The organism is Peribacillus sp. (genome assembly GCF_059453735.1).
In genome coordinates this window covers 1-19,155 of the sequence record NZ_JAZVJO010000007.1, presented here as the reverse complement: position 1 = coordinate 19,155, position 19,155 = coordinate 1, and the positions used below count along the sequence as shown (strand labels likewise).

Below are 19,155 nucleotides of genomic sequence, written 5' to 3'. Positions count from 1 at the left end.
CGGGCGAGCTTGCCGCAGGACAATCTAAATTAACCGCTGGACTTGTTACATTTGGTGAGAAACTAAATGAAGCCAAGGCAGGAGGAACTGCTCTTACTGCAGGTGCCAATACACTTAACACAGGAGTAACTCAGTTATCGGACAGTTCCAAGCAATTAGCAGATGGTTCCGTTCAATTGGCGGATGGTTCTTCCAAGATTGCGAGTGGTACAACACAGCTTGCTGACGGTTCAAAAGAACTGAAGGATAAGCTGAGTGATGCGGCGAAGGAATCATCAGAAGTAAAAGCAAACGACGAGACGTACAATATGGTAGCTGAACCGGTTGAGGTCGCAAAAGAAAGTGTAAATAAAGTTCCGAACTATGGTACTGGATTTACCCCATACTTCTTATCACTTGGGTTATTTGTTGGAGCATTGCTTTTATCAATTGTATTCCCGCTTCGAGAACCAGTGGGTATTCCGAAAAATGGGTTCAGCTGGTTTATTAGTAAGTTTGGTGTGATTGCTGGAATTGGAGTCATTCAAGCAGTAGTGGCATCCCTTCTTGTTATTGCGTTGTTAGGAATTGAGGTACAAAGTGTACCACTATTTATTCTATTTTCGATTATCACATCACTTGTTTTTATTACATTAATTCAATTGCTCGTTACTGTAATGGGAGATCCGGGCCGCTTTATTGCCATTATCATTTTGATCCTGCAATTAACAACCAGCGCAGGAACATTCCCATTAGAATTGATACCAGAACCACTGCAGGTGTTTAACCGTCTTCTGCCAATGACGTATTCTGTTAGAGGCTTTAAAGAGGTTATCTCAAGTGGAAACTTCAGTTTAATGTGGCAAAATGGATATATTTTATTCGGCTATGCAGTAGTGTTTATGCTAGGTACCATCACCTACTTTGTAATTAGACACAAACATAGATATTCAGGAGTAAGCAAAACAGAAACTGAAGCATAAAAAAAAGAACTCCCCTTTACTTGAATGGGGAGTTCTTTTTGACTAAAAACCATAAAGCAGCGAGGAATGATACTCGCTGCTCTGCTAAGGCCTATATTTAAGCTTGAAGACAATGATCACATTTATTTCCATAGCATTCATGTTGTTCTTCAATTTTCTTTCCGCATTCTGCACATTTTTTTGCCGGTAGGTTCTTAAAGAATTCAATACTGCTCTTAATCAAAATGATCATCCTCCTCTGAATTTTCTGTTTATTTATTATAATTTTATTGTATTATAACAGTTTGTAATTGTCAACAATTTGTTTTATAACAAATTGAAAAAGATGAAAAGAGAGACAGAATGTTTTATATTAGGAAGAGGAAGAATAGTTATCCTAAAAGGAGTGTTGTCCTTGAAACTAACCGTAATTGGCTGTTGGGGTGGATACCCTGCCAAAAATGAAGCTACATCAGGTTACTTACTTGAGCATGGTGAGTATCGAGTTTTGTTAGACTGTGGAAGCGGTGTACTAGCACAGCTCCAAAATCATCTTGAACCTGAGAATTTAGATGCGATTGTTTTGAGTCATTATGATGCGGATCATGTAGCTGATATTGGTGTGTTTCAGCATGCATTACTGATCAAGCAATTTCAGGGAAGTGCCAAAAAAACTACGCCCATCTATGGTCATAACTTAGATGAAGCAGCCTTTGCAAAACTGGATTTTCGGGAAGTGACGAAGGGAATTGCGTACAATCAAGAAAAACCGGTACAAGTTGGTCCGCTTACATTCACCTTTTTACGTACTCAGCATCCTGTACCATGTTTTGCTATGCGGATAGAAGTTGATGGGAAATCGATTGTGTATACAGGCGATAGTTCTTATTTTGAGGAACTAGCTGAATTTGCACAGGACGCAACAATACTTTTATGTGAAAGTAACTTTTATGCTGATATGGACGGAACGGCAGCTGGACATATGACCAGTAAAGAGGCTGCTAAGATTGCTAATAATGCAGGAGTTCAGCTGCTTATGCTGACTCATCTGCCTCATTTTGGGGACATAAACAAATTGAAAAAAGAAGCATCAGAAGTTTTCACAAGAGAAATTGCTATAGCAAGAAATGGGCTTGAATACCAAATATAAGCAAACTATAGGAAAGCAGGAGAGAAGACGATGTTATTTATCGATAATAAAGGCATACATGATCCAATGATCAACCTGGCCATAGAGGAATATGTACTCCGTAATCTTGATGGTAATGAAAGTTATCTGTTATTTTACATAAACGAACCTTCCATTATTATAGGTAAAAATCAAAATACAGCAGAAGAAATAAATACAAAATATGTTGAAGAAAAGGGAATTAAAGTAGTGCGTCGCTTATCAGGCGGAGGCGCTGTTTATCATGATCTAGGAAATTTAAACTTCAGCTTTATTACTAAGGATGACGGAGAGAGCTTCCACAACTTCAAGAAATTCACTGAACCAGTTGTGAAGGCACTGAAAAAGCTGGGAATTAACGCGGAGCTAAGCGGGAGAAACGATATTCTTGCAGAAGGAAAAAAAATCTCTGGAAATGCTATGTTTTCAACGCGTGGACGGATGTTCAGTCACGGAACTTTAATGTATGATGTCAATGTTGATGATGTAGTAGCTTCGCTGAAAGTGAAGAAAGACAAAATTGAATCTAAAGGCATCAAATCTGTCAGAAGCAGGGTAACCAATATTGCAGATTTTCTAGAAAATCCAATCACAATTGAAGAATTTCGATCACTTATTCTAAAGTATATTTTTGAAGGCAGCGAAGAAGTTCCTGAATACGTATTGACGGAAGAGGATTGGAATAAGATCCATGAAATTTCAAAAGAGCGTTATCAGAGCTGGGATTGGAATTATGGAAAATCACCAAAATTCAACCTGCAGAACTCACATCGTTTTCCCGTGGGTTCAATTGATATTCGTCTAGAAGTTAACAAAGGATGCATTGAAAGCTGCAAAATTTACGGAGACTTTTTTGGTGTCGGAGAAGTAGCAGAAATTGAAGAATTATTGAATGGTGTTCGTTATGAAAGAGAAGCTATTGCAGAAGCGTTAGCCGACCTGGACGTTACTCATTATTTTGGGAAAGTAACAAAAGACGAGTTAATCAATTTAATTTATTAAATGGAGCGTGTCCATCCTGTATTTTAGGATAAGACACGCTGCTTTTTTATTTCCTAGTAATTACATTATTTTCTGTATTATGGAAAGATTTTCTTGATAGCTCTATCTTCTTTTAATATAATATATTGGAAGCGCTTTTTTCTTCGAATTATGAATGACTATTCATTCATAAAACTGGATGATTATGAAATAGGAAAGGCGAGCAAACGGATGTCTGTGCATTTCAGTGTTGTTTAGCTGTGGCGCCTCCGCATTTCAGGTTGTCCAGCTGCGGCGCCCTGCTCGCTGTGGAAAAGATGAGTGTCCCCAAAAGGCAAGAACAGCCTTTTAGCTCCACTCCCTATTTCCTTCACGGTCTAAACGGGGTACTTACGTTTTTCGTTTGTCTAACTCCAGCACCCCAGACCGCTGTGGAAAAGAGGAGAGTCCCCAAAAGGCAAAGGACGCCTTTAGGTTCCTCTCCCTATTTCCTTCGCGGTCTAAACGGGGTACTTACGTTTTTCGTGTTATATCTTTTTTTATGAAATTTCTTAATGCTATAATGGTGTAATGGGAAATAGATAGGAGGATGTATGATGTACGATTTTCGCGAGTGGAAGCATGCTTTCAAACTCGATCCAAATAAAGAGATTACGGATGAGTCGTTAGAGAAAATCTGCGAATCCGGTACCGATGCTATTCTTGTTGGGGGCAGTGATGGAGTTACGTTGGAAAATGTTCTTGACTTGATGGCGAGGGTCCGCCGTTATACGGTTCCTTGTGTGTTAGAGGTTTCATCACTTGAGATGGTTACGCCTGGTTTTGATTTGTATTTTATTCCAAGCGTTTTAAATAGCACTGATCCTAACTGGATGATGAAGTTTCATCAACAGGCTGTGAAGGAATTTGGTGAATTAGTAGATTGGGATGAGATGTTCGTGGAGGGGTATTGCATCATGAATCCGAGTTGTAAGGCTGCAATATTGACGTCCGCGGATACGAATCTAGATGCCGAGGAGGTCGGTGCCTATGCCATGATGGCCGAAAAAATGTTTCATCTGCCGATTTTCTATTTAGAGTATAGTGGCAGTTATGGAGATGTAGATACAGTGCAGAAAGCTAGTCAGAACTTGGAGGAAACTGTCCTTTTTTATGGAGGCGGTATTAATTCACCTGAGAAGGCGGCAGAAATGGCGGCTTTTGCTGATGTAGTAGTCGTTGGAAATATTATATATGAAGATCTTGCCATCGCACTTACAACGGTTCGTGCAGTAAAATAGATGTTCTTGCGTATTGGCAAGAATCAGCAGAACAGGGTATAGTATAACAAAGAACAAATGTTCGATTGAGGTGGGATATAGAATGCAATATTTAGCAGAGAAATTACTCAGAGGATTAAATGATCAGCAGCAAGCAGCGGTAAAAGCTACTGATGGCCCGCTATTAATTATGGCTGGTGCAGGATCCGGAAAGACACGGGTTCTTACCCATCGTATTGCTTTTCTAATGGTTGAAAAAGAAGTGGCTCCGTGGAATATCTTGGCCATTACCTTTACAAATAAAGCGGCAAGAGAAATGAGAGAGAGAGTTCGTGCTATTCTAGGCGGGGCTTCTGACGATATTTGGATTTCAACGTTCCACTCCATGTGCGTCCGTATCTTAAGACGTGATATTGATCGGATTGGGTACAATCGTAATTTCTCGATTTTGGATACATCTGATCAGCAATCGGTGATTAAACAAATTCTAAAAGATAAAAATTTGGATACAAAAAAATATGATTATCGAGCGTTACTTGGTACGATCAGTTCGGCGAAAAATGAATTGGTTACACCTGAGGAGTATTCAAAAACGGCTTCTGATTTTTTCACAAAGGTTGCTGCCGATGTCTATACTGAATACCAAAAGAGGCTTCGGAAAAATCAAGCGCTGGACTTTGATGATTTAATTATGAAGACGATCCAGCTCTTTCAGCGTGTACCGGAAGTTCTTGAATATTATCAACGTAAGTTTCAATATATCCATGTTGACGAATATCAGGATACGAACAGAGCTCAGTATATGCTAGTAAAATTAATGGCATCTAGATTCCGTAATCTATGTGTAGTGGGTGACTCTGATCAGTCGATTTATCGTTGGCGGGGAGCAGACATTGCGAATATTTTGTCCTTTGAAAAAGATTATCCGAATGCAACGATGATTTTCTTAGAACAAAACTATCGGTCCACAAAACGGATTCTTGACGCTGCAAATAATGTCATCGGCAAGAACCAGAACCGTAAGCCGAAGAACCTTTGGACCGAAAATATGGAAGGCAGTAAACTGTCTTATTTCCGTGCGGATAGTGAACAGGGTGAAGCTCAATTCGTAGCTGGAAAGATTAACGAACTTGTACGTGACGGCGAACATAAATATGCGGATATCGCCATTCTTTACCGAACTAATGCCCAATCACGGGTTATGGAGGAAGTTCTGCTCAAATCGAATATTCAATACAGCATCGTGGGCGGAATTAAGTTCTATGATCGTAAAGAAATTAAGGATATCCTAGCGTATTTAAGGCTGATTGCCAATCCTGATGATGATATCAGTCTGCGTCGTGTCATTAATGTTCCTAAACGTGGAATTGGCTCAACTTCTCTAGATAAAGTGGCGGATTATGCGGCCATGAGTGACTTATCCATGTATCAAGCTTTGCAGGATATTGAGATGATTGGCCTGAGCGGCAAGGCGGCTAAGGAAGCTAGAGGATTCCGAGACCTCATTCATAACTATACGAATATGCTGGAATACTTATCAGTAACGGAGCTAGTTGAAGAGGTTATTGAGAAAACGGGCTATCGTGATATGTTGAAAATCGAAAAAACAATTGAATCTCAGACAAGACTAGAAAATATTGACGAGTTTTTATCAGTAACTAAATCATTTGAAGCACAAAATGATGATAAAACGCTTGTTGGGTTTTTAACCGATTTGGCCTTAGTGGCAGATATTGATCAACTTGACGATACAGAAGAAGCACAGGATTCAGTTACCTTAATGACGCTTCACTCAGCAAAGGGGCTTGAATACCCAGTAGTCTTTTTACTAGGACTAGAAGAGGGAGTATTCCCTCACAGTCGTTCGCTGATGGATGACGATGAGATGGAAGAAGAAAGACGTCTGGCCTATGTAGGGATTACCCGTGCCGAAAAAGAGCTGTTTATTTCGAATGCGCAAATGCGGACGTTATACGGCCGGACAAATATGAATCCAGTTTCAAGATTTATTAAAGAAATTCCTGAAGAACTTCTGGAAGACTTACAGCCGCCTAAACCGAAAAAAGTAGAGAAAAGTTTTGGGACAGGTTTGTCAACAAGACCTATTCAATCGGGCGGGTCAAGAAGGACACCATCGTTTGGGAAAGCAGTGACTGCTCCTTCCTCAACAGGCGGTGACGAAATTGGCTGGAAAGTCGGAGATAAAGCTGCACATAAAAAATGGGGTACGGGAACTGTCGTCAGCGTGAAAGGTGAAGGTGAAGGCAAGGAGCTGGATATTGCATTCCCAAGCCCGACAGGCATAAAACGGTTACTTGCTAAATTTGCTCCAATCGATAAAGCCTAATAATAATAAATCAGAAAGGGATGAATAAATGGATCTGAAAGAGGCTGAAAAGCTGGTTGCTGATTTACAAAATCTCTTAAATCAATACAGTTATGAATATTATGTGCAAGATAAGCCCTCGGTACCGGATGCTGAATACGATCGGCTGCTGAGAGAACTGATTGAGTATGAGGAAGCTTTTCCTGAATTAAAAACCCCAGATTCACCTACACAGCGTGTAGGCGGTACAATTCTTGATATGTTTGAAAAAGTGGAACATCGTTCACCGATGCTTAGTCTTGGCAATGCATTTAATGAGGATGACCTGCGCGATTTTGATCGGAAGGTTCGTCAAGCAGTTGGGGACAAGTATTCATATGTATGTGAACTGAAAATTGATGGGCTTGCTGTCACCCTGCAGTATGAAGCAGGCTATTTCACAAGAGGAGCAACTCGAGGTGACGGCAGTGTTGGTGAGGATATCACCGAGAATCTTCGTACGATAAAATCGATTCCATTAAAGCTCAAAGAACCTGTTTCTATTGAGGTTCGTGGTGAAGCCTTTATGCCGAAGCGTTCATTTGAAGCACTAAACAAAGCCAAAGATGATCAAGGAGAAGAACCGTTTGCTAATCCGCGTAATGCGGCAGCTGGTTCGCTTCGACAGCTCGATTCAAAGCTTGCAGCGAAGCGGAATCTTGATGTTTTCCTGTATGCCATTGCTGATTTGGGCGAAACAGGCGTGGAATCACATAGTGAAGCTCTGGATTTACTAGATCGCTTAGGTTTTAAAACCAATCAAGAACGAAAAAAATGTTCAACTATAGAAGAAGTTCTAACTTATATTGAGGGATGGGTTGAAAGACGTCCTAATCTTGCCTATGATATTGATGGCATTGTTATAAAGGTTGATTCACTGCAGCAGCAGGAAGAGATGGGAAGAACCGCAAAAAGCCCAAGATGGTCTATTGCTTATAAATTCCCGGCTGAAGAAGTGATTACCACCCTCCGCAGTATTGAATTGAATGTTGGGCGGACAGGTGTTATCACCCCGACTGCTATCTTGGATCCTGTCCGAGTAGCTGGTTCAACTGTTCAGCGGGCAACCCTTCATAATGAAGACTTGATTCGTGAAAAAGATATCAAAATTGGTGATCAGGTCGTTATTAAAAAAGCGGGCGATATTATTCCGGAGGTAGTCAATGTTTTAGCTGACCGTCGTACAGGTGAGGAGATTGACTTCGCCATGCCGACAGAATGTCCAGAATGTAATAGTGAGCTTGTGCGGCTTGAAGGGGAAGTGGCCTTGCGCTGTCTTAATCCTCAGTGTCCTGCACAAATACGTGAAGGATTAATCCATTTTGTCTCTCGTAACGCCATGAATATTGATGGTTTAGGTGAGAAAGTAATCAGTCAATTATTCAGTGAGCACTTAATTCATGACGTTGCAGATCTCTATAAGGTGACGTATGAGCAGCTGATTGGAATGGAACGGATGGGCGAAAAGTCAGCTACGAACTTGCTGAAAGCGATTGAGTCTTCTAAGTCAAATTCACTGGAGCGGTTATTGTTTGGTCTAGGTATTCGACATGTAGGTTCAAAAGCAGCGAAAACATTAGCACAGTATTTTGAAACAATGGAAGCCTTAAGTCAAGCACAATTAGAAGACTTAACGGCTATTAATGAAATCGGTGAAAAAATGGCGAATGCGGTTGTTGCCTACTTTGAAAACGAGGAAGTACAACTCCTCTTGTCTGAACTAAAAAAAGCTGGAGTCAATTTTTCATACACAGGGCCAAAGCTTGCAGCCATTGAAACCATTGATTCGGTGTTTGCCGGCAAGACGGTAGTATTGACCGGGAAACTCCATCAAATGGGACGCGAAGAAGCAAAAGAAAAGCTCGAAGCACTTGGGGCTAAAGTGGCTGGCAGTGTTAGTAAGAAAACGGATTTATTAATTGCAGGTGAAGATGCAGGTTCAAAGCTTAAGAAAGCGGAAAGCTTGGGGATTGACGTGTGGGATGAAGATCGGCTTATTACAGAATTAAAGAGTTAAGAGGGTGTAGGCATGAAAAAAAGCTTTTTTGTGGGGTTAGGTGTTGCAATACTTCTTGCAGGATGTGCACCTCAATTCGATGATGGTGAAGAAGAAATTGTTCAAGATAAAGCTGAAAAAACAGAAAAAGCGATTATTCCTAAGTATCAAATATCCGACGATTATTATAAGATGCTTTTACCTTTTGAAGCTTCACAGGCTCGTGGTTTAGTTGTATCAAATCTAAATACGCGCTATGACATTGAAGAGTTTGAAACAGGATTAATGCGTATTTCGCAAAAGGACTTTAATCAAGATAAGTACTATTTTAAAGAGGGACAAGTATTAGACAGCAGTACCATCAGTAAGTGGCTAGAACGTAAATATACAAACGAGCAATTAACAGAGAAGAAACTGAAGGCAAGCGACAATCTTGGATTGAACCCGATTGATACAGAAAAGGGTGATATCAAGACCCGTAATGAAAAAGACCCAATCTATCTGGCACATATTTTAGAACATGATTATCTAATTAAGAATAAAGATAATCAAGTAAGTCTTGGAGGAGTTGTAATCGGCCTTGCGCTTAACTCCGTTCATTATTATCAAAAAGAAGAATATGGAGCTACCTATGATACGTCTATTTCAGACCAGAAGATAGAATCAGAGGGGAAAAAGATTGCTGCAGAAGTTCTTAAAAGACTTCGGAAGACAGATGAATTGAAAGACGTGCCGATTACCATTGCACTATTTAAGCAGGTAGAAAAATCATCGGTTATTCCGGGCAGCTTTATGAGCTTTACCCATGTAAGTAAAGACGGAAACAGCATCGGTAAATGGGAGAATGTTGATGAGAAATATTATGTACTTCCTTCAACAGATGCTGAGAAAGAACACCGTGATGATGTTACAATGTTTAAGAAATTCAAGCAAGATGTCGAGGAATATTTTCCGAACTTTAATGGAGTTGTCGGACGTGCCTTTTATGTGGACGATCAGCTGCAAGATCTTAATATAGAAATACCCATTCAATTTTACGGTAACTCTGAGGCAATTGGATTTACTCAATACTTAACGGGCCTTGTGATGGAACATTTCCCTGATTACGTTTCCGTACAGGTATCTGTTACATCCGTGAATGGACCAGAAGCCTTGGTTGTAAAAAAAGCTGGTGAAGATGAACCATTTGTCCACATTTATAAATAATGAACTATGCCCAGCTTATGCAGCTGGGCTTTTTGATTTTTTGCGCGGTACTGTTGTGGGGGATACCCAAAAAAGGCTGCGAGGGTTCTCGGCAGCCTAACTTTACGCTTCTAGCATAGGAATTCTTTCTTTGTATTGATCGATCAGCTTTCTGTTATGTTCCTCAGCACCATCTACATTCCCGCTTTTAAAAATGGGAGGGGTAAAGTGATTATTCACCATGATTTCTATGGCTTTGACCATAATCCCATTTAGAAGAGCCATTCCAATAATGGTTGAACCACTGCCAAAGTGAATGTTCAGTGCTTCTTTTTCCATAAGTGCATCGCCTGTTTCAATATGATTATCAATCGATAGATCGGCAGTTTGATATAAGAAAAGACCGGACGGATGCCTAGAAGATTGGGTTTTAGCATAGCTAGGCGAAGTGATTACGATGACATAAGCTCCTTTTTTCTTAGCAATTTGCGCGACTTCAATTGGAACAGGGTTTCTGCCCGAAGTGGATACAACAATCATCACATCTTCGGGCAGAATAGTATGGGTTTCCATGAATTGTTGAGCAATCCCATGTGTTCGCTCTAGTTCTGAGGAGCGTACAGCTCCTTTGTGGAGCATAAAATCTTCTTCTAGAATAGGACTGATGGGGGCTAGTCCGCCTGCTCGATAAAAAAGCTCTTCGCCAAACATATGAGAATGACCGCATCCAAACAAATGAATAATTCCATGCTGCTGAATACTTTCTGCTATTTTTTCTGCGGCTTTAGATAGATTGTCTTTTTCATCATGTTCACATACTGCCAATAACGACGTGATTTTTTGAAAATATTGACTGATTATCGTAATCTTCACCCTTCCATTTCTCAACGTTTCATGTGGATCTTAAACGTATAACGATCAGCACGGTAAGCAGATATAACAAATTCAAATGGCGTTCCATCTTCTAAGAAGGTATTTCTTAGGATGGACATGATGGGAGCACCTGTTTTGATTTTTAAGTATTTTGCCTCTATTGGGCTGGCAAGGGTTGATTCAATAATTTGTGTGGCCTCTTCGATATGGTAACCTAGTTTTTCCTCAATATATCCGTATAAGGATTGATTTACAATGGTCTCCGTTAGACCGCTGATTAGATTGGCTGAAATGTAATTCGTTTCTAAGGCCATCGGGACATTATCTGCCAGGCGAATTCGTTTAATTTCATAAACGGGTTCATCCTCTTGAATGCTGAGGTGTTGAGAAATCTGACTGGTAGCAGGTATGATTTGAAAGTGAATGAATTCATTACCAGGCTCTAGCCCGCGAACTTTCATATCTTCCGTAAAGCTGGTTAAACCTTGCAAGGGCTGTTCAAGTTTTCGTTCAGCAACAAAGGTGCCTTTTCCTTGTCGGCGAGATAAGTAACCGGCATTCACAAGTTGTGTGAATGCCTGTCTAACGGTCATTCTGCTGATTTGATATTGTTCTGCGTATTCGCGTTCAGCAGGAAGCGAATCACCTGGAGATAAGTCACCCTTTTCAATCAACTGCTTAATATGTTCGGCGAGCTGATAATAAATGGGGATAGGTGAATTCTTATTGATCATGCTTCTCGCTACCTGTCCTTCCTGAACGTGCAGCTTCGTCAGCGATGATGACCACATTAGGGTGGTTAAGCAGGGCAGACGCAGGAAAATCCTCCGAAATCTTTCCCTCTAAAAGTTGAGACAATGCTTGTCGTTTGTTTTCGCCTGATACAAGCAGCAAGATCTCTTTACTTTTCATAATGGTGTTAATCCCCATCGTATTCGCTTTTGTCGGTACTTCTTCTGGAGACTCAAAGTAACGCGCATTGGCTTCAATGGTTGATGGGGCCAATTCAATAATATGAGAATTTGAAGAGAAGGGCGTACCAGGCTCGTTAAAACCAATATGACCATTTTGGCCGATTCCAAGCACTTGGAGATCAATTCCGCCAGCTTCCTTAATCAACTCTTCATACGCCGCAGGTTCGTCCTTTATTGACTCGATTTTTCCATTCGGGACATGTGTATTAGCAGGATTGATATCAATATGATTAAAGAAGTGTTCGTTCATATAAGAATGGTAACTCTGTGGATTTTCTTTGGCTAGGCCGACGTATTCATCTAAATTAAATGTTGTTACATCCTTATAGGAAGTTTTATTTTTTTTGTGGTCTTCTACAAGATATTTATAGGTGCCGATGGGCGTACCTCCTGTTGCGAGACCTAGAATTAGGTTTGGAGACTGCTGAACCTTACGAATGATATAATCCGCAGCTGCTTTACTCATTTCTTGATAATTCGTTACTTCGATGATTTTCATCCTTATTGTCCCCCTTTAGTGAATGCAAGTTCTCCCCGGCAAAATGTCATATATACATCAAGATTTTCATCAAGGATAACGATATCCGCATCCTTTCCAATTGCCAGACTTCCTTTTCGATTAAAGATATTTAATTGTTTTGCAGGATTAACCGATGCCATTTCAATGGCATCTGCAAGAGTACACCCTGTATACGTAATGATGTTTTTTAGTGCAGTTCCTAGTTTTAAAATACTGCCTGCAAGGGTTCCATCAGCCAGAACGGCTTTCCCATCTTTAACAATGACATCTTGTCCGCCCAAATCATATTCACCATTTTTTAAACACTTTGCGCGCATGGAATCGGTGATCAATAAAAGCCCGTCTTTTCTTTTAATTTTATAAGCGAGCTCTACCATTTCTGGACGAACATGGACTCCATCTACAATAATTTCTGCTTTTAATTCATCACGTAAAAACACACTGCCAACAACCCCTGGTTCACGGTGATGGAGGCCGCTCATCTGGTTGTATAGATGTGTAACATGATTAGCCCCAGACTCTATGGCTTTATTCACTTCTTCGAAAGTAGCGTCAGAATGTCCAATAGAAGCTACGATTCCGTGAGTGGACAGGTAGTTCACCATTTCTAATCCACCTGGTCGTTCTGGTGCTAAAGTGACCAGCTTAATCATGTTGTTAGTCAAGAGTTCCCATTTTTTTAATAATGGTAAGTCTGGATTCATGATGTGCTTGAGCGGCTGCGCTCCAGCTTTATCAGGATTTACAAAGGGTCCTTCCAAATGCACTCCCACAATTTCTGCTTTTCCAGTATCCTGTTTTCCCTGAAGATACTCTCCGACATTCGCTAGTGCCTTTTCAATTTCTTTGGTATCCTGTGTCATCGTTGTCGCTAAGAAGCTTGTGGTTCCTTCTTTTGGAAGGGTGGAAGACATGGTATCTAAGGCCTCTTTTGTAGCATCCATTACATCCGCGCCATTCACGCCATGAATATGAACATCAATAAATCCAGGAACCGCCTTGTAGGTGGAAGGAACGTCGATAATAGTAAACTCTTCTTCATTCTCTAAATTAGTTAGTAAATCAACTTCTGCTATTTTTTCATCTATTATTTTTATGTAGCCGTTCTGTATGAGCTGGCCCTCACTGTATATATCGATTCCTTTAAGTAATACTTGTTTACTCATTAATAAAACTTCCTTTCATGTTCCCCCTATACTTTAACACCTTAGTAATATAGTTGTCTATACCAATTTAGGTATATGCTGTGATTGGTATATATTCCCTCTATATATGGAGAAAATTAATTTAATAGCGGTAGTATAATGACAAGGAGAGCTGGTCTAGACATAGGGATAAGAATAATGATATGATGCCCATTATTATGCGCTAACAAACCACAAGAACTTATACATCATAGAGATGGGGATGAAAACAACATGTTAGGTTTTTTACAGAGAATCGGAAAAGCATTAATGCTTCCGATTGCCGTTTTACCAGCAGCAGGATTACTGGTACGGTTAGGACAAGAAGATTTCTTCAATATACCGTTTATGGCGAACGCAGGAAATGCCATATTTAATAATTTAGCGTTAATTTTTGCAATCGGAGTAGCAATCGGTTTTGCGAAAGATAGCCATGGTGCGGCTGCTTTATCAGGCGCAATTGGCTATTTAGTTTTGACAGAAGGGGCTAAATCCTTAGATACCGGTATCAATATGGGGGTTCTTGGCGGAATTATCGCAGGGATTGTTGCGGGTCTTATGTATAATCGATTCCGCGATATTAAGCTGCCTGAATGGCTGGGCTTTTTCAGCGGGAGACGTTTTGTTCCAATTGTAACGTCGCTTGCTATGGTCATCTTAGCAGGGTTAGCAGGCTTTGTATGGCCGCCTATCCAGGATGCAATTACTGGAATGGGGAACTGGATTATTGATCTGGGAGCTATTGGGTCAGGGCTCTTTGGACTGTTGAATAGATTATTAATACCATTAGGTTTGCATCATGTATTAAATAGCTTATTCTGGTTCCAATTTGGTGAGTTCGCGGGTAAAACGGGAGATATTGCTCGATTCTTTGCGGGTGATCCAACCGCTGGGACATATATGACTGGATTTTTCCCAATTATGATGTTCGGGCTTCCAGCAGCATGTATAGCGATTATTGCCACAGCTAAACCGGAGAATAGAAAAAAAGTGTCTGGAATGTTTATCGGTCTGGCATTAACATCGTTTCTTACCGGGATTACAGAACCCATTGAATTTTCATTTATGTTTGTTGCACCACTGCTTTATGGGGTCCATGCAATTTTAACTGGACTTTCACTATGGGTAACCACCTTGTTGGGCATTAAAAGCGGATTTACTTTCTCAGCGGGATTCATTGACTTTGGACTCAATTATAATATCGCACAAAAACCATTGCTGTTAATATTGATTGGTGTCATTTATGCGGTCATTTATTTCGTCATTTTCTACTTTTTAATCAAAGCGTTTAATTTGAAAACACCGGGTAGAGAAGATGACAGCGAACTAGAAGAAGAAACTGTTATCGAAACGGGCGTTAATAAACATGAAAAAATGGCTTCTCAGTTTATTCAAGATATCGGAGGGAAAGAAAATATTTCTTCTATCGATAATTGTGCAACAAGGCTTCGATTAAATGTAAATGATATGAGCTTAGTAAGTGATGCTTCACTGAAGGCACACGGTGCAAAAGGTATTATGAAGTTAAATAAGACCAATTTGCAGATAATTGTAGGAACAGAAGTGGAGTTTGTTGCTGACGCAATGAAGAGATTGGATACAGAATCAATCAGTACGGTTACGGAAGAGGAGCCTGCTGCACCCGAGCTTACAGGATTACTTCCGTTGACTAAACAAGACTTTGTAATGCCTATTGAGGGAGAACTTATTCCTATTGATGAGATTCCTGATCCTGTATTTTCACAGAAGATGATGGGTGATGGATTTGGTATCATTCCAAGTAAAGGACTGGTTGTTTCTCCTGTCGATGGGGAAATTATTAATGTTTTCCCAACTAAACATGCAGTAGGAATTATGTCTAAACAAGGGTATGAAATTCTAATCCATGTAGGTTTAGAGACGGTAAATCTCAAAGGAGAAGGTTTTACACTGCTCGTCAAACAGGGGGATCACGTATTAAAAGGACAAGATCTTCTGCAATTTGATTTAGAGTTTATAAAGAATCATGCAGCTTCAACGGTAACACCGGTTATCTTTACAAACCTTACAAAACTAGAAATTAAGAAACAAGGGAAAATAGAACAAGGAAACGACGGTATCGTGTCGATTCAATAAAGAGAGGGGAGTAATCAGTCAAAAAATCTGATTGCTCTCCTTTTTTTAGACAGTATAACTTAGATGCTGTTTATAGGGAAAACTAAATCAAACATAGAATAATTGCTTAATTAGATATTCATCTGGTATAATAATCTGTTATAATTCACTGATTTGCTACTAGGGGCTAAATTAAGGTAAAATAGAGCTGAAGCTTAAATTTTTGAAAAGAGGTTTAGATATGAATAAAGAATCCATTTATGGATTAACATATGATCAACTAACAGAATGGCTGATGAGTCATGGACATAAGAAATTCCGAGCTACACAAGTTTGGGATTGGTTATATAAGAAACGGGTAACTGAGTTTTCTCAAATGAAAAACGTCAGCAAAGAAATTATTCAATTGTTAGAAGATCATTTCGCAATCCAAACATTAGAATTGCATACGAAGCAAGAATCAGCAGATGGAACGATTAAGTTTTTGTTCAAGCTAAAGGATGGAAATTTAATTGAAACGGTTTTAATGAGATTTAAATATGGTTTATCTGTATGTGTGACGACTCAAGTAGGCTGTAACATCGGCTGTAGTTTTTGTGCTAGTGGACTATTAGCTAAAAGCCGTGATTTAACCAGCGGTGAGATTGTTGAACAGATTATGAACGTTCAACATCATTTAGATAAGGTTGAGAAGGATGAACGAGTTAGTCATATCGTCGTAATGGGAATTGGTGAACCATTTGATAACTTCGTAAACCTTGTGAGTTTCTTAAACGTGGTTAATGATCAAAATGGACTTGCCATTGGTGCCAGACATATTACCGTATCCACAAGCGGGCTTTCAAATAAAATTTATGAATTTGCGGATATGAATACGCAGGTGAATTTGGCTATCTCCTTGCATGCACCAAACAATGAACTTAGAACCAGTATTATGAAAATCAATCGTGCTTTCCCATTGGAAAAGTTGATGGATGCTGTGGATTACTATTTAGAAAAAACCAATCGCCGAATTACCTTTGAATACATCATGCTTGAGGGAGTCAATGATCATAAAGAAGAAGCGTTGCAGCTTGCAGCATTACTAAGGAATAAGCGACACTTATCCTATGTAAATTTAATTCCTTATAATCCAGTTGATGAGCATATTCAATATCAGCGAAGTGAGCAAAAATCGATTGAAGAATTTTATGAGACGTTAAAAAAGAAAGGCATTAATTGTGGAATCCGTCATGAAAATGGAACAGACATTGATGCAGCTTGCGGCCAATTAAGAAGTAAGCAAATAAAAAAAGCGAAAGCTTAAATCAAGAATAATGTGAAGAGAGCAAAAGTCTCTTTTTACACTATTTCTTATAAAAAAACAGCTTTTCCACATAATGTGGAAAATCTGTTTTTCAATTCATTTATTATCAGATATAAATTTTTCCATTTCATTAAAAGTATCTTGAACATCTTTATTAGGAATAGTGGTTATTAAGCTGACTCCAATTACGGCAAGTAGACTTAACGTAAAGCCAGGAATCATTTCGTACATGAAGTCGCTTAAACCAGGAATATTAACCCAGACTAACACAGTAACGGCTCCGACTACCATACCAGCCAAGGCTCCCCATTTAGTCATACGTCTCCAATATAAGCTTAATAGAACAGCGGGGCCAAATGCAGACCCAAATCCAGCCCATGCATATCCAACAAGGGCAAGTATGGTTTTATTAGGTGTTAGGGCTAATAAAAGTCCCACAATCGCTACTAACAATACGGAAAGGCGCCCAATTAAAACTAATTCTTTATCGGTTGCATTTCTGCGCAAGAATGTTTTATAGAAATCTTCTGTAAGCGCACTTGATGTAACCAGCAGCTGTGAAGAAATAGTACTCATGATAGCAGCAAGAATAGCGGCTAATAGAAATCCTGTAATGAGTGGATGAAAGAGTACATTCGAAAGAATAACAAAGATGGTTTCAGGATCATCGACAGGAATATTATTTCTTGTAGCATAAACGAGTCCGGATAACCCAGTTAAAAGGGCCCCGAAAACGGACACGATCATCCAAGTCATACCAATCCGGCGTGCAGGTTTTAGTTCTTTCACGGAAGAAATCGCCATAAAACGAACAATAATATGAGGTTGTCCAAAGTATCCAAGTCCCCAAGCGAGGAATGAAATAATACCGAGTAAGCTGGTGCCTCTGAAAATGTCCATAAGATGAGGATCAATTTGTCTCACATCTTGCATGGCAGAAGCAGGTCCGCCGAGCTCGAAAAACGTCACGACAGGTACTAGTATCAGGGCAAGAAACATAATAATACCTTGGACAAAATCAGTTAAACTGACGGCAAGAAAGCCTCCAAATATGGTATACGCGATAACGACTCCTGCCGTTACAAATAATCCAATTTTGTAATCCATATCGAATGAACTTTCAAAAAGGGTACCGCCTGAAACAAATCCAGCAGAGGTGTATAGTGTAAAGAAGATAATAATGATAATAGCAGATACGAAACGTAGAATTCGTGTATGATCCATGAATCGATTCTCGAAATAATCGGGGATGGTAATAGAATCATTTGCTATTTCTGTATAACTCCGAAGTCTAGGTCCTACTAATAAGTAGTTGAAGTAAGCTCCGACCGTTAATCCAATAGCCAGCCAAATACTTGATAAACCGGTTGAATACATGGCTCCTGGAAGTCCCATCAGCATCCATCCGCTCATATCAGCTGCACCAGCTGATAGTGCGGTAACGGCTGGACCTAAGCCGCGGCCTCCTAACATATAACCAGAAATATCTTCTGAAGATTTTTTGTAGGCATATAAGCCAATTAATAGCATGGCTATAAAATAAATAGCCAAAGAAATCATAACGCCTGTTTCCATTCGTTCAGTCACTCTCCTTTGTGTTGTCCATCATCAAATCTTGTGGAAAACGCAGATGAAGGGGTATGGTTTAAAAAAATAACAGACTTTCTAGGTATATTCAACTTTTAAGGAAGAAGGAGATTTTTTAAAAACAAGGGTAAAGCCTTTCGTAGCAAGTGTTTAAGCTCATTTGACAAAAAAATAAGTTTAAATATTCAGACGACAAAAACCGTCTTTTTATATTATTTCCCAGACAATATTTTTATATTTATTGTCGTAATTTACACATATAGTTTAGTAAGGAGACATTAAACCAGTTTTGATAATAACACTTGTTGCTTTAGAGCGTAAAAGTTTGTTATGATTTACAGGATGATTTTTAAACAAGAAGCGGCTCTAGCTGCCGTTTTTTTATATATTTTCGGAGGTGAAGATTATGTCACGTATTTCCATGGATCAGGTTAAGCATGTTGCGCATTTAGCACGGCTGGCCATTACAGAGGATGAAGCTGTAAAATTCCAGAAGCAATTGGATCAAATGATTTCATTTGCTGAGCAATTGAATGAATTAGATACGGAAAATGTTGCACCAACTTCTCATGTACTAGACATGAAGAATGTGATGAGAGAAGATGTCTCGAAAAACGGGCTGCCAGTGGAGGAAGTTTTGAAAAACGCTCCAGACAGCACGGAAGATGGTCATATTCGCGTACCATCAATCTTAGAATAAGGAGGGAAAAAAATGTCTCTGT

16 protein-coding genes are annotated in these 19,155 nt (G+C 39.6%); 10 read left to right on the top strand and 6 right to left on the bottom strand.

What is annotated here, in order from left to right:
• The coding region (locus tag AC52RT_RS00385; protein ID WP_495538918.1) for a YhgE/Pip family protein at positions 1-962 on the top strand (962 nt) is incomplete at its 5' end.
• A gap of 97 nt (positions 963-1,059) precedes the next feature.
• On the opposite strand, the gene yhfH is transcribed toward AC52RT_RS00385, so the two are convergent.
• Positions 1,060-1,206: a protein YhfH gene (gene yhfH, locus AC52RT_RS00380; protein WP_340850303.1), complete on the bottom strand. Its 147-nt coding sequence runs from the start codon at positions 1,204-1,206 to the stop codon at positions 1,060-1,062.
• A gap of 150 nt (positions 1,207-1,356) precedes the next feature.
• Between yhfH and AC52RT_RS00375 the strand changes: the two genes are divergently transcribed.
• From AC52RT_RS00375 to AC52RT_RS00350, 6 genes are all read left to right on the top strand, one after another.
• The gene (locus tag AC52RT_RS00375; protein ID WP_495538917.1) at positions 1,357-2,091 is read left to right on the top strand and encodes an MBL fold metallo-hydrolase; all 735 of its coding nucleotides are present in this window, start codon (positions 1,357-1,359) and stop codon (positions 2,089-2,091) included.
• Positions 2,092-2,121: 30 nt separating this feature from the next.
• Complete coding sequence (gene lplA / locus AC52RT_RS00370) at positions 2,122-3,111, top strand: lipoate--protein ligase (RefSeq protein ID WP_495538916.1); 990 nt, start codon at positions 2,122-2,124, stop codon at positions 3,109-3,111.
• A gap of 575 nt (positions 3,112-3,686) precedes the next feature.
• Positions 3,687-4,370 (top strand): heptaprenylglyceryl phosphate synthase, encoded by a 684-nt coding sequence (pcrB, locus tag AC52RT_RS00365; RefSeq protein WP_495538915.1) that lies wholly within the window; start codon positions 3,687-3,689, stop codon positions 4,368-4,370.
• Between the two features lie 82 nt (positions 4,371-4,452).
• Complete coding sequence (gene pcrA, locus AC52RT_RS00360; protein WP_495538914.1) at positions 4,453-6,696, top strand: DNA helicase PcrA; 2,244 nt, start codon at positions 4,453-4,455, stop codon at positions 6,694-6,696.
• Between the two features lie 28 nt (positions 6,697-6,724).
• Positions 6,725-8,731: an NAD-dependent DNA ligase LigA gene (gene ligA / locus AC52RT_RS00355; protein WP_495538913.1), complete on the top strand. Its 2,007-nt coding sequence runs from the start codon at positions 6,725-6,727 to the stop codon at positions 8,729-8,731.
• A 12-nt stretch (positions 8,732-8,743) separates the two neighbouring features.
• The gene (locus tag AC52RT_RS00350) at positions 8,744-9,916 is read left to right on the top strand and encodes a CamS family sex pheromone protein (protein ID WP_495538912.1); all 1,173 of its coding nucleotides are present in this window, start codon (positions 8,744-8,746) and stop codon (positions 9,914-9,916) included.
• A gap of 102 nt (positions 9,917-10,018) precedes the next feature.
• On the opposite strand, the gene AC52RT_RS00345 is transcribed toward AC52RT_RS00350, so the two are convergent.
• Genes AC52RT_RS00345 through nagA form a run of 4 tightly spaced genes read right to left on the bottom strand, consistent with a single transcriptional unit; the run spans position 10,019 to position 13,428 of the window.
• The gene (locus AC52RT_RS00345; protein WP_495538921.1) at positions 10,019-10,756 is read right to left on the bottom strand and encodes an SIS domain-containing protein; all 738 of its coding nucleotides are present in this window, start codon (positions 10,754-10,756) and stop codon (positions 10,019-10,021) included.
• A 23-nt stretch (positions 10,757-10,779) separates the two neighbouring features.
• On the bottom strand, positions 10,780-11,502 hold the full coding sequence (locus AC52RT_RS00340) for a GntR family transcriptional regulator (RefSeq protein ID WP_495538920.1): 723 nt from the start codon (positions 11,500-11,502) through the stop codon (positions 10,780-10,782).
• Positions 11,492-12,241: a glucosamine-6-phosphate deaminase gene (gene nagB / locus AC52RT_RS00335; protein WP_495538911.1), complete on the bottom strand. Its 750-nt coding sequence runs from the start codon at positions 12,239-12,241 to the stop codon at positions 11,492-11,494. Before nagB ends, AC52RT_RS00340 begins: the two co-directional genes overlap by 11 nt.
• Before the next feature lie 2 nt (positions 12,242-12,243).
• Positions 12,244-13,428 carry an N-acetylglucosamine-6-phosphate deacetylase gene (gene nagA / locus AC52RT_RS00330; protein ID WP_495538910.1) on the bottom strand — a complete coding sequence of 395 codons (1,185 nt, stop codon included), beginning with the start codon at positions 13,426-13,428 and terminating at the stop codon, positions 12,244-12,246.
• 252 nt (positions 13,429-13,680) lie between these two features.
• Between nagA and nagE the strand changes: the two genes are divergently transcribed.
• Complete coding sequence (gene nagE / locus AC52RT_RS00325; RefSeq protein WP_495538909.1) at positions 13,681-15,561, top strand: N-acetylglucosamine-specific PTS transporter subunit IIBC; 1,881 nt, start codon at positions 13,681-13,683, stop codon at positions 15,559-15,561.
• 220 nt (positions 15,562-15,781) lie between these two features.
• Positions 15,782-16,846, top strand: a complete 1,065-nt coding sequence (gene rlmN / locus AC52RT_RS00320; RefSeq protein WP_340848028.1) for a dual-specificity RNA methyltransferase RlmN — start codon at positions 15,782-15,784, stop codon at positions 16,844-16,846.
• Positions 16,847-16,942: 96 nt separating this feature from the next.
• Here rlmN and putP read toward each other — a convergent pair whose 3' ends face one another.
• Complete coding sequence (gene putP, locus AC52RT_RS00315; protein WP_495538919.1) at positions 16,943-18,421, bottom strand: sodium/proline symporter PutP; 1,479 nt, start codon at positions 18,419-18,421, stop codon at positions 16,943-16,945.
• A gap of 418 nt (positions 18,422-18,839) precedes the next feature.
• Here putP and gatC point away from each other — a divergent pair, with 418 nt between their 5' ends.
• Complete coding sequence (gene gatC / locus AC52RT_RS00310) at positions 18,840-19,133, top strand: Asp-tRNA(Asn)/Glu-tRNA(Gln) amidotransferase subunit GatC (protein ID WP_495538908.1); 294 nt, start codon at positions 18,840-18,842, stop codon at positions 19,131-19,133.
• Positions 19,134-19,155: the final 22 nt, after the last annotated feature.

Coding starts and splice junctions, on each gene's coding strand:
- putP (WP_495538919.1), bottom strand. CDS start 18,421: ATGGAAACAGGCGTTATGATTTCTTTGGCTATTTATTTTATAGCCATG.
- rlmN (WP_340848028.1), top strand. CDS start 15,782: ATGAATAAAGAATCCATTTATGGATTAACATATGATCAACTAACAGAA.
- AC52RT_RS00340 (WP_495538920.1), bottom strand. CDS start 11,502: ATGATCAATAAGAATTCACCTATCCCCATTTATTATCAGCTCGCCGAA.
- nagB (WP_495538911.1), bottom strand. CDS start 12,241: ATGAAAATCATCGAAGTAACGAATTATCAAGAAATGAGTAAAGCAGCT.
- AC52RT_RS00350 (WP_495538912.1), top strand. CDS start 8,744: ATGAAAAAAAGCTTTTTTGTGGGGTTAGGTGTTGCAATACTTCTTGCA.
- nagA (WP_495538910.1), bottom strand. CDS start 13,428: ATGAGTAAACAAGTATTACTTAAAGGAATCGATATATACAGTGAGGGC.
- gatC (WP_495538908.1), top strand. CDS start 18,840: ATGTCACGTATTTCCATGGATCAGGTTAAGCATGTTGCGCATTTAGCA.
- lplA (WP_495538916.1), top strand. CDS start 2,122: ATGTTATTTATCGATAATAAAGGCATACATGATCCAATGATCAACCTG.
- nagE (WP_495538909.1), top strand. CDS start 13,681: ATGTTAGGTTTTTTACAGAGAATCGGAAAAGCATTAATGCTTCCGATT.
- pcrB (WP_495538915.1), top strand. CDS start 3,687: ATGTACGATTTTCGCGAGTGGAAGCATGCTTTCAAACTCGATCCAAAT.
- ligA (WP_495538913.1), top strand. CDS start 6,725: ATGGATCTGAAAGAGGCTGAAAAGCTGGTTGCTGATTTACAAAATCTC.
- pcrA (WP_495538914.1), top strand. CDS start 4,453: ATGCAATATTTAGCAGAGAAATTACTCAGAGGATTAAATGATCAGCAG.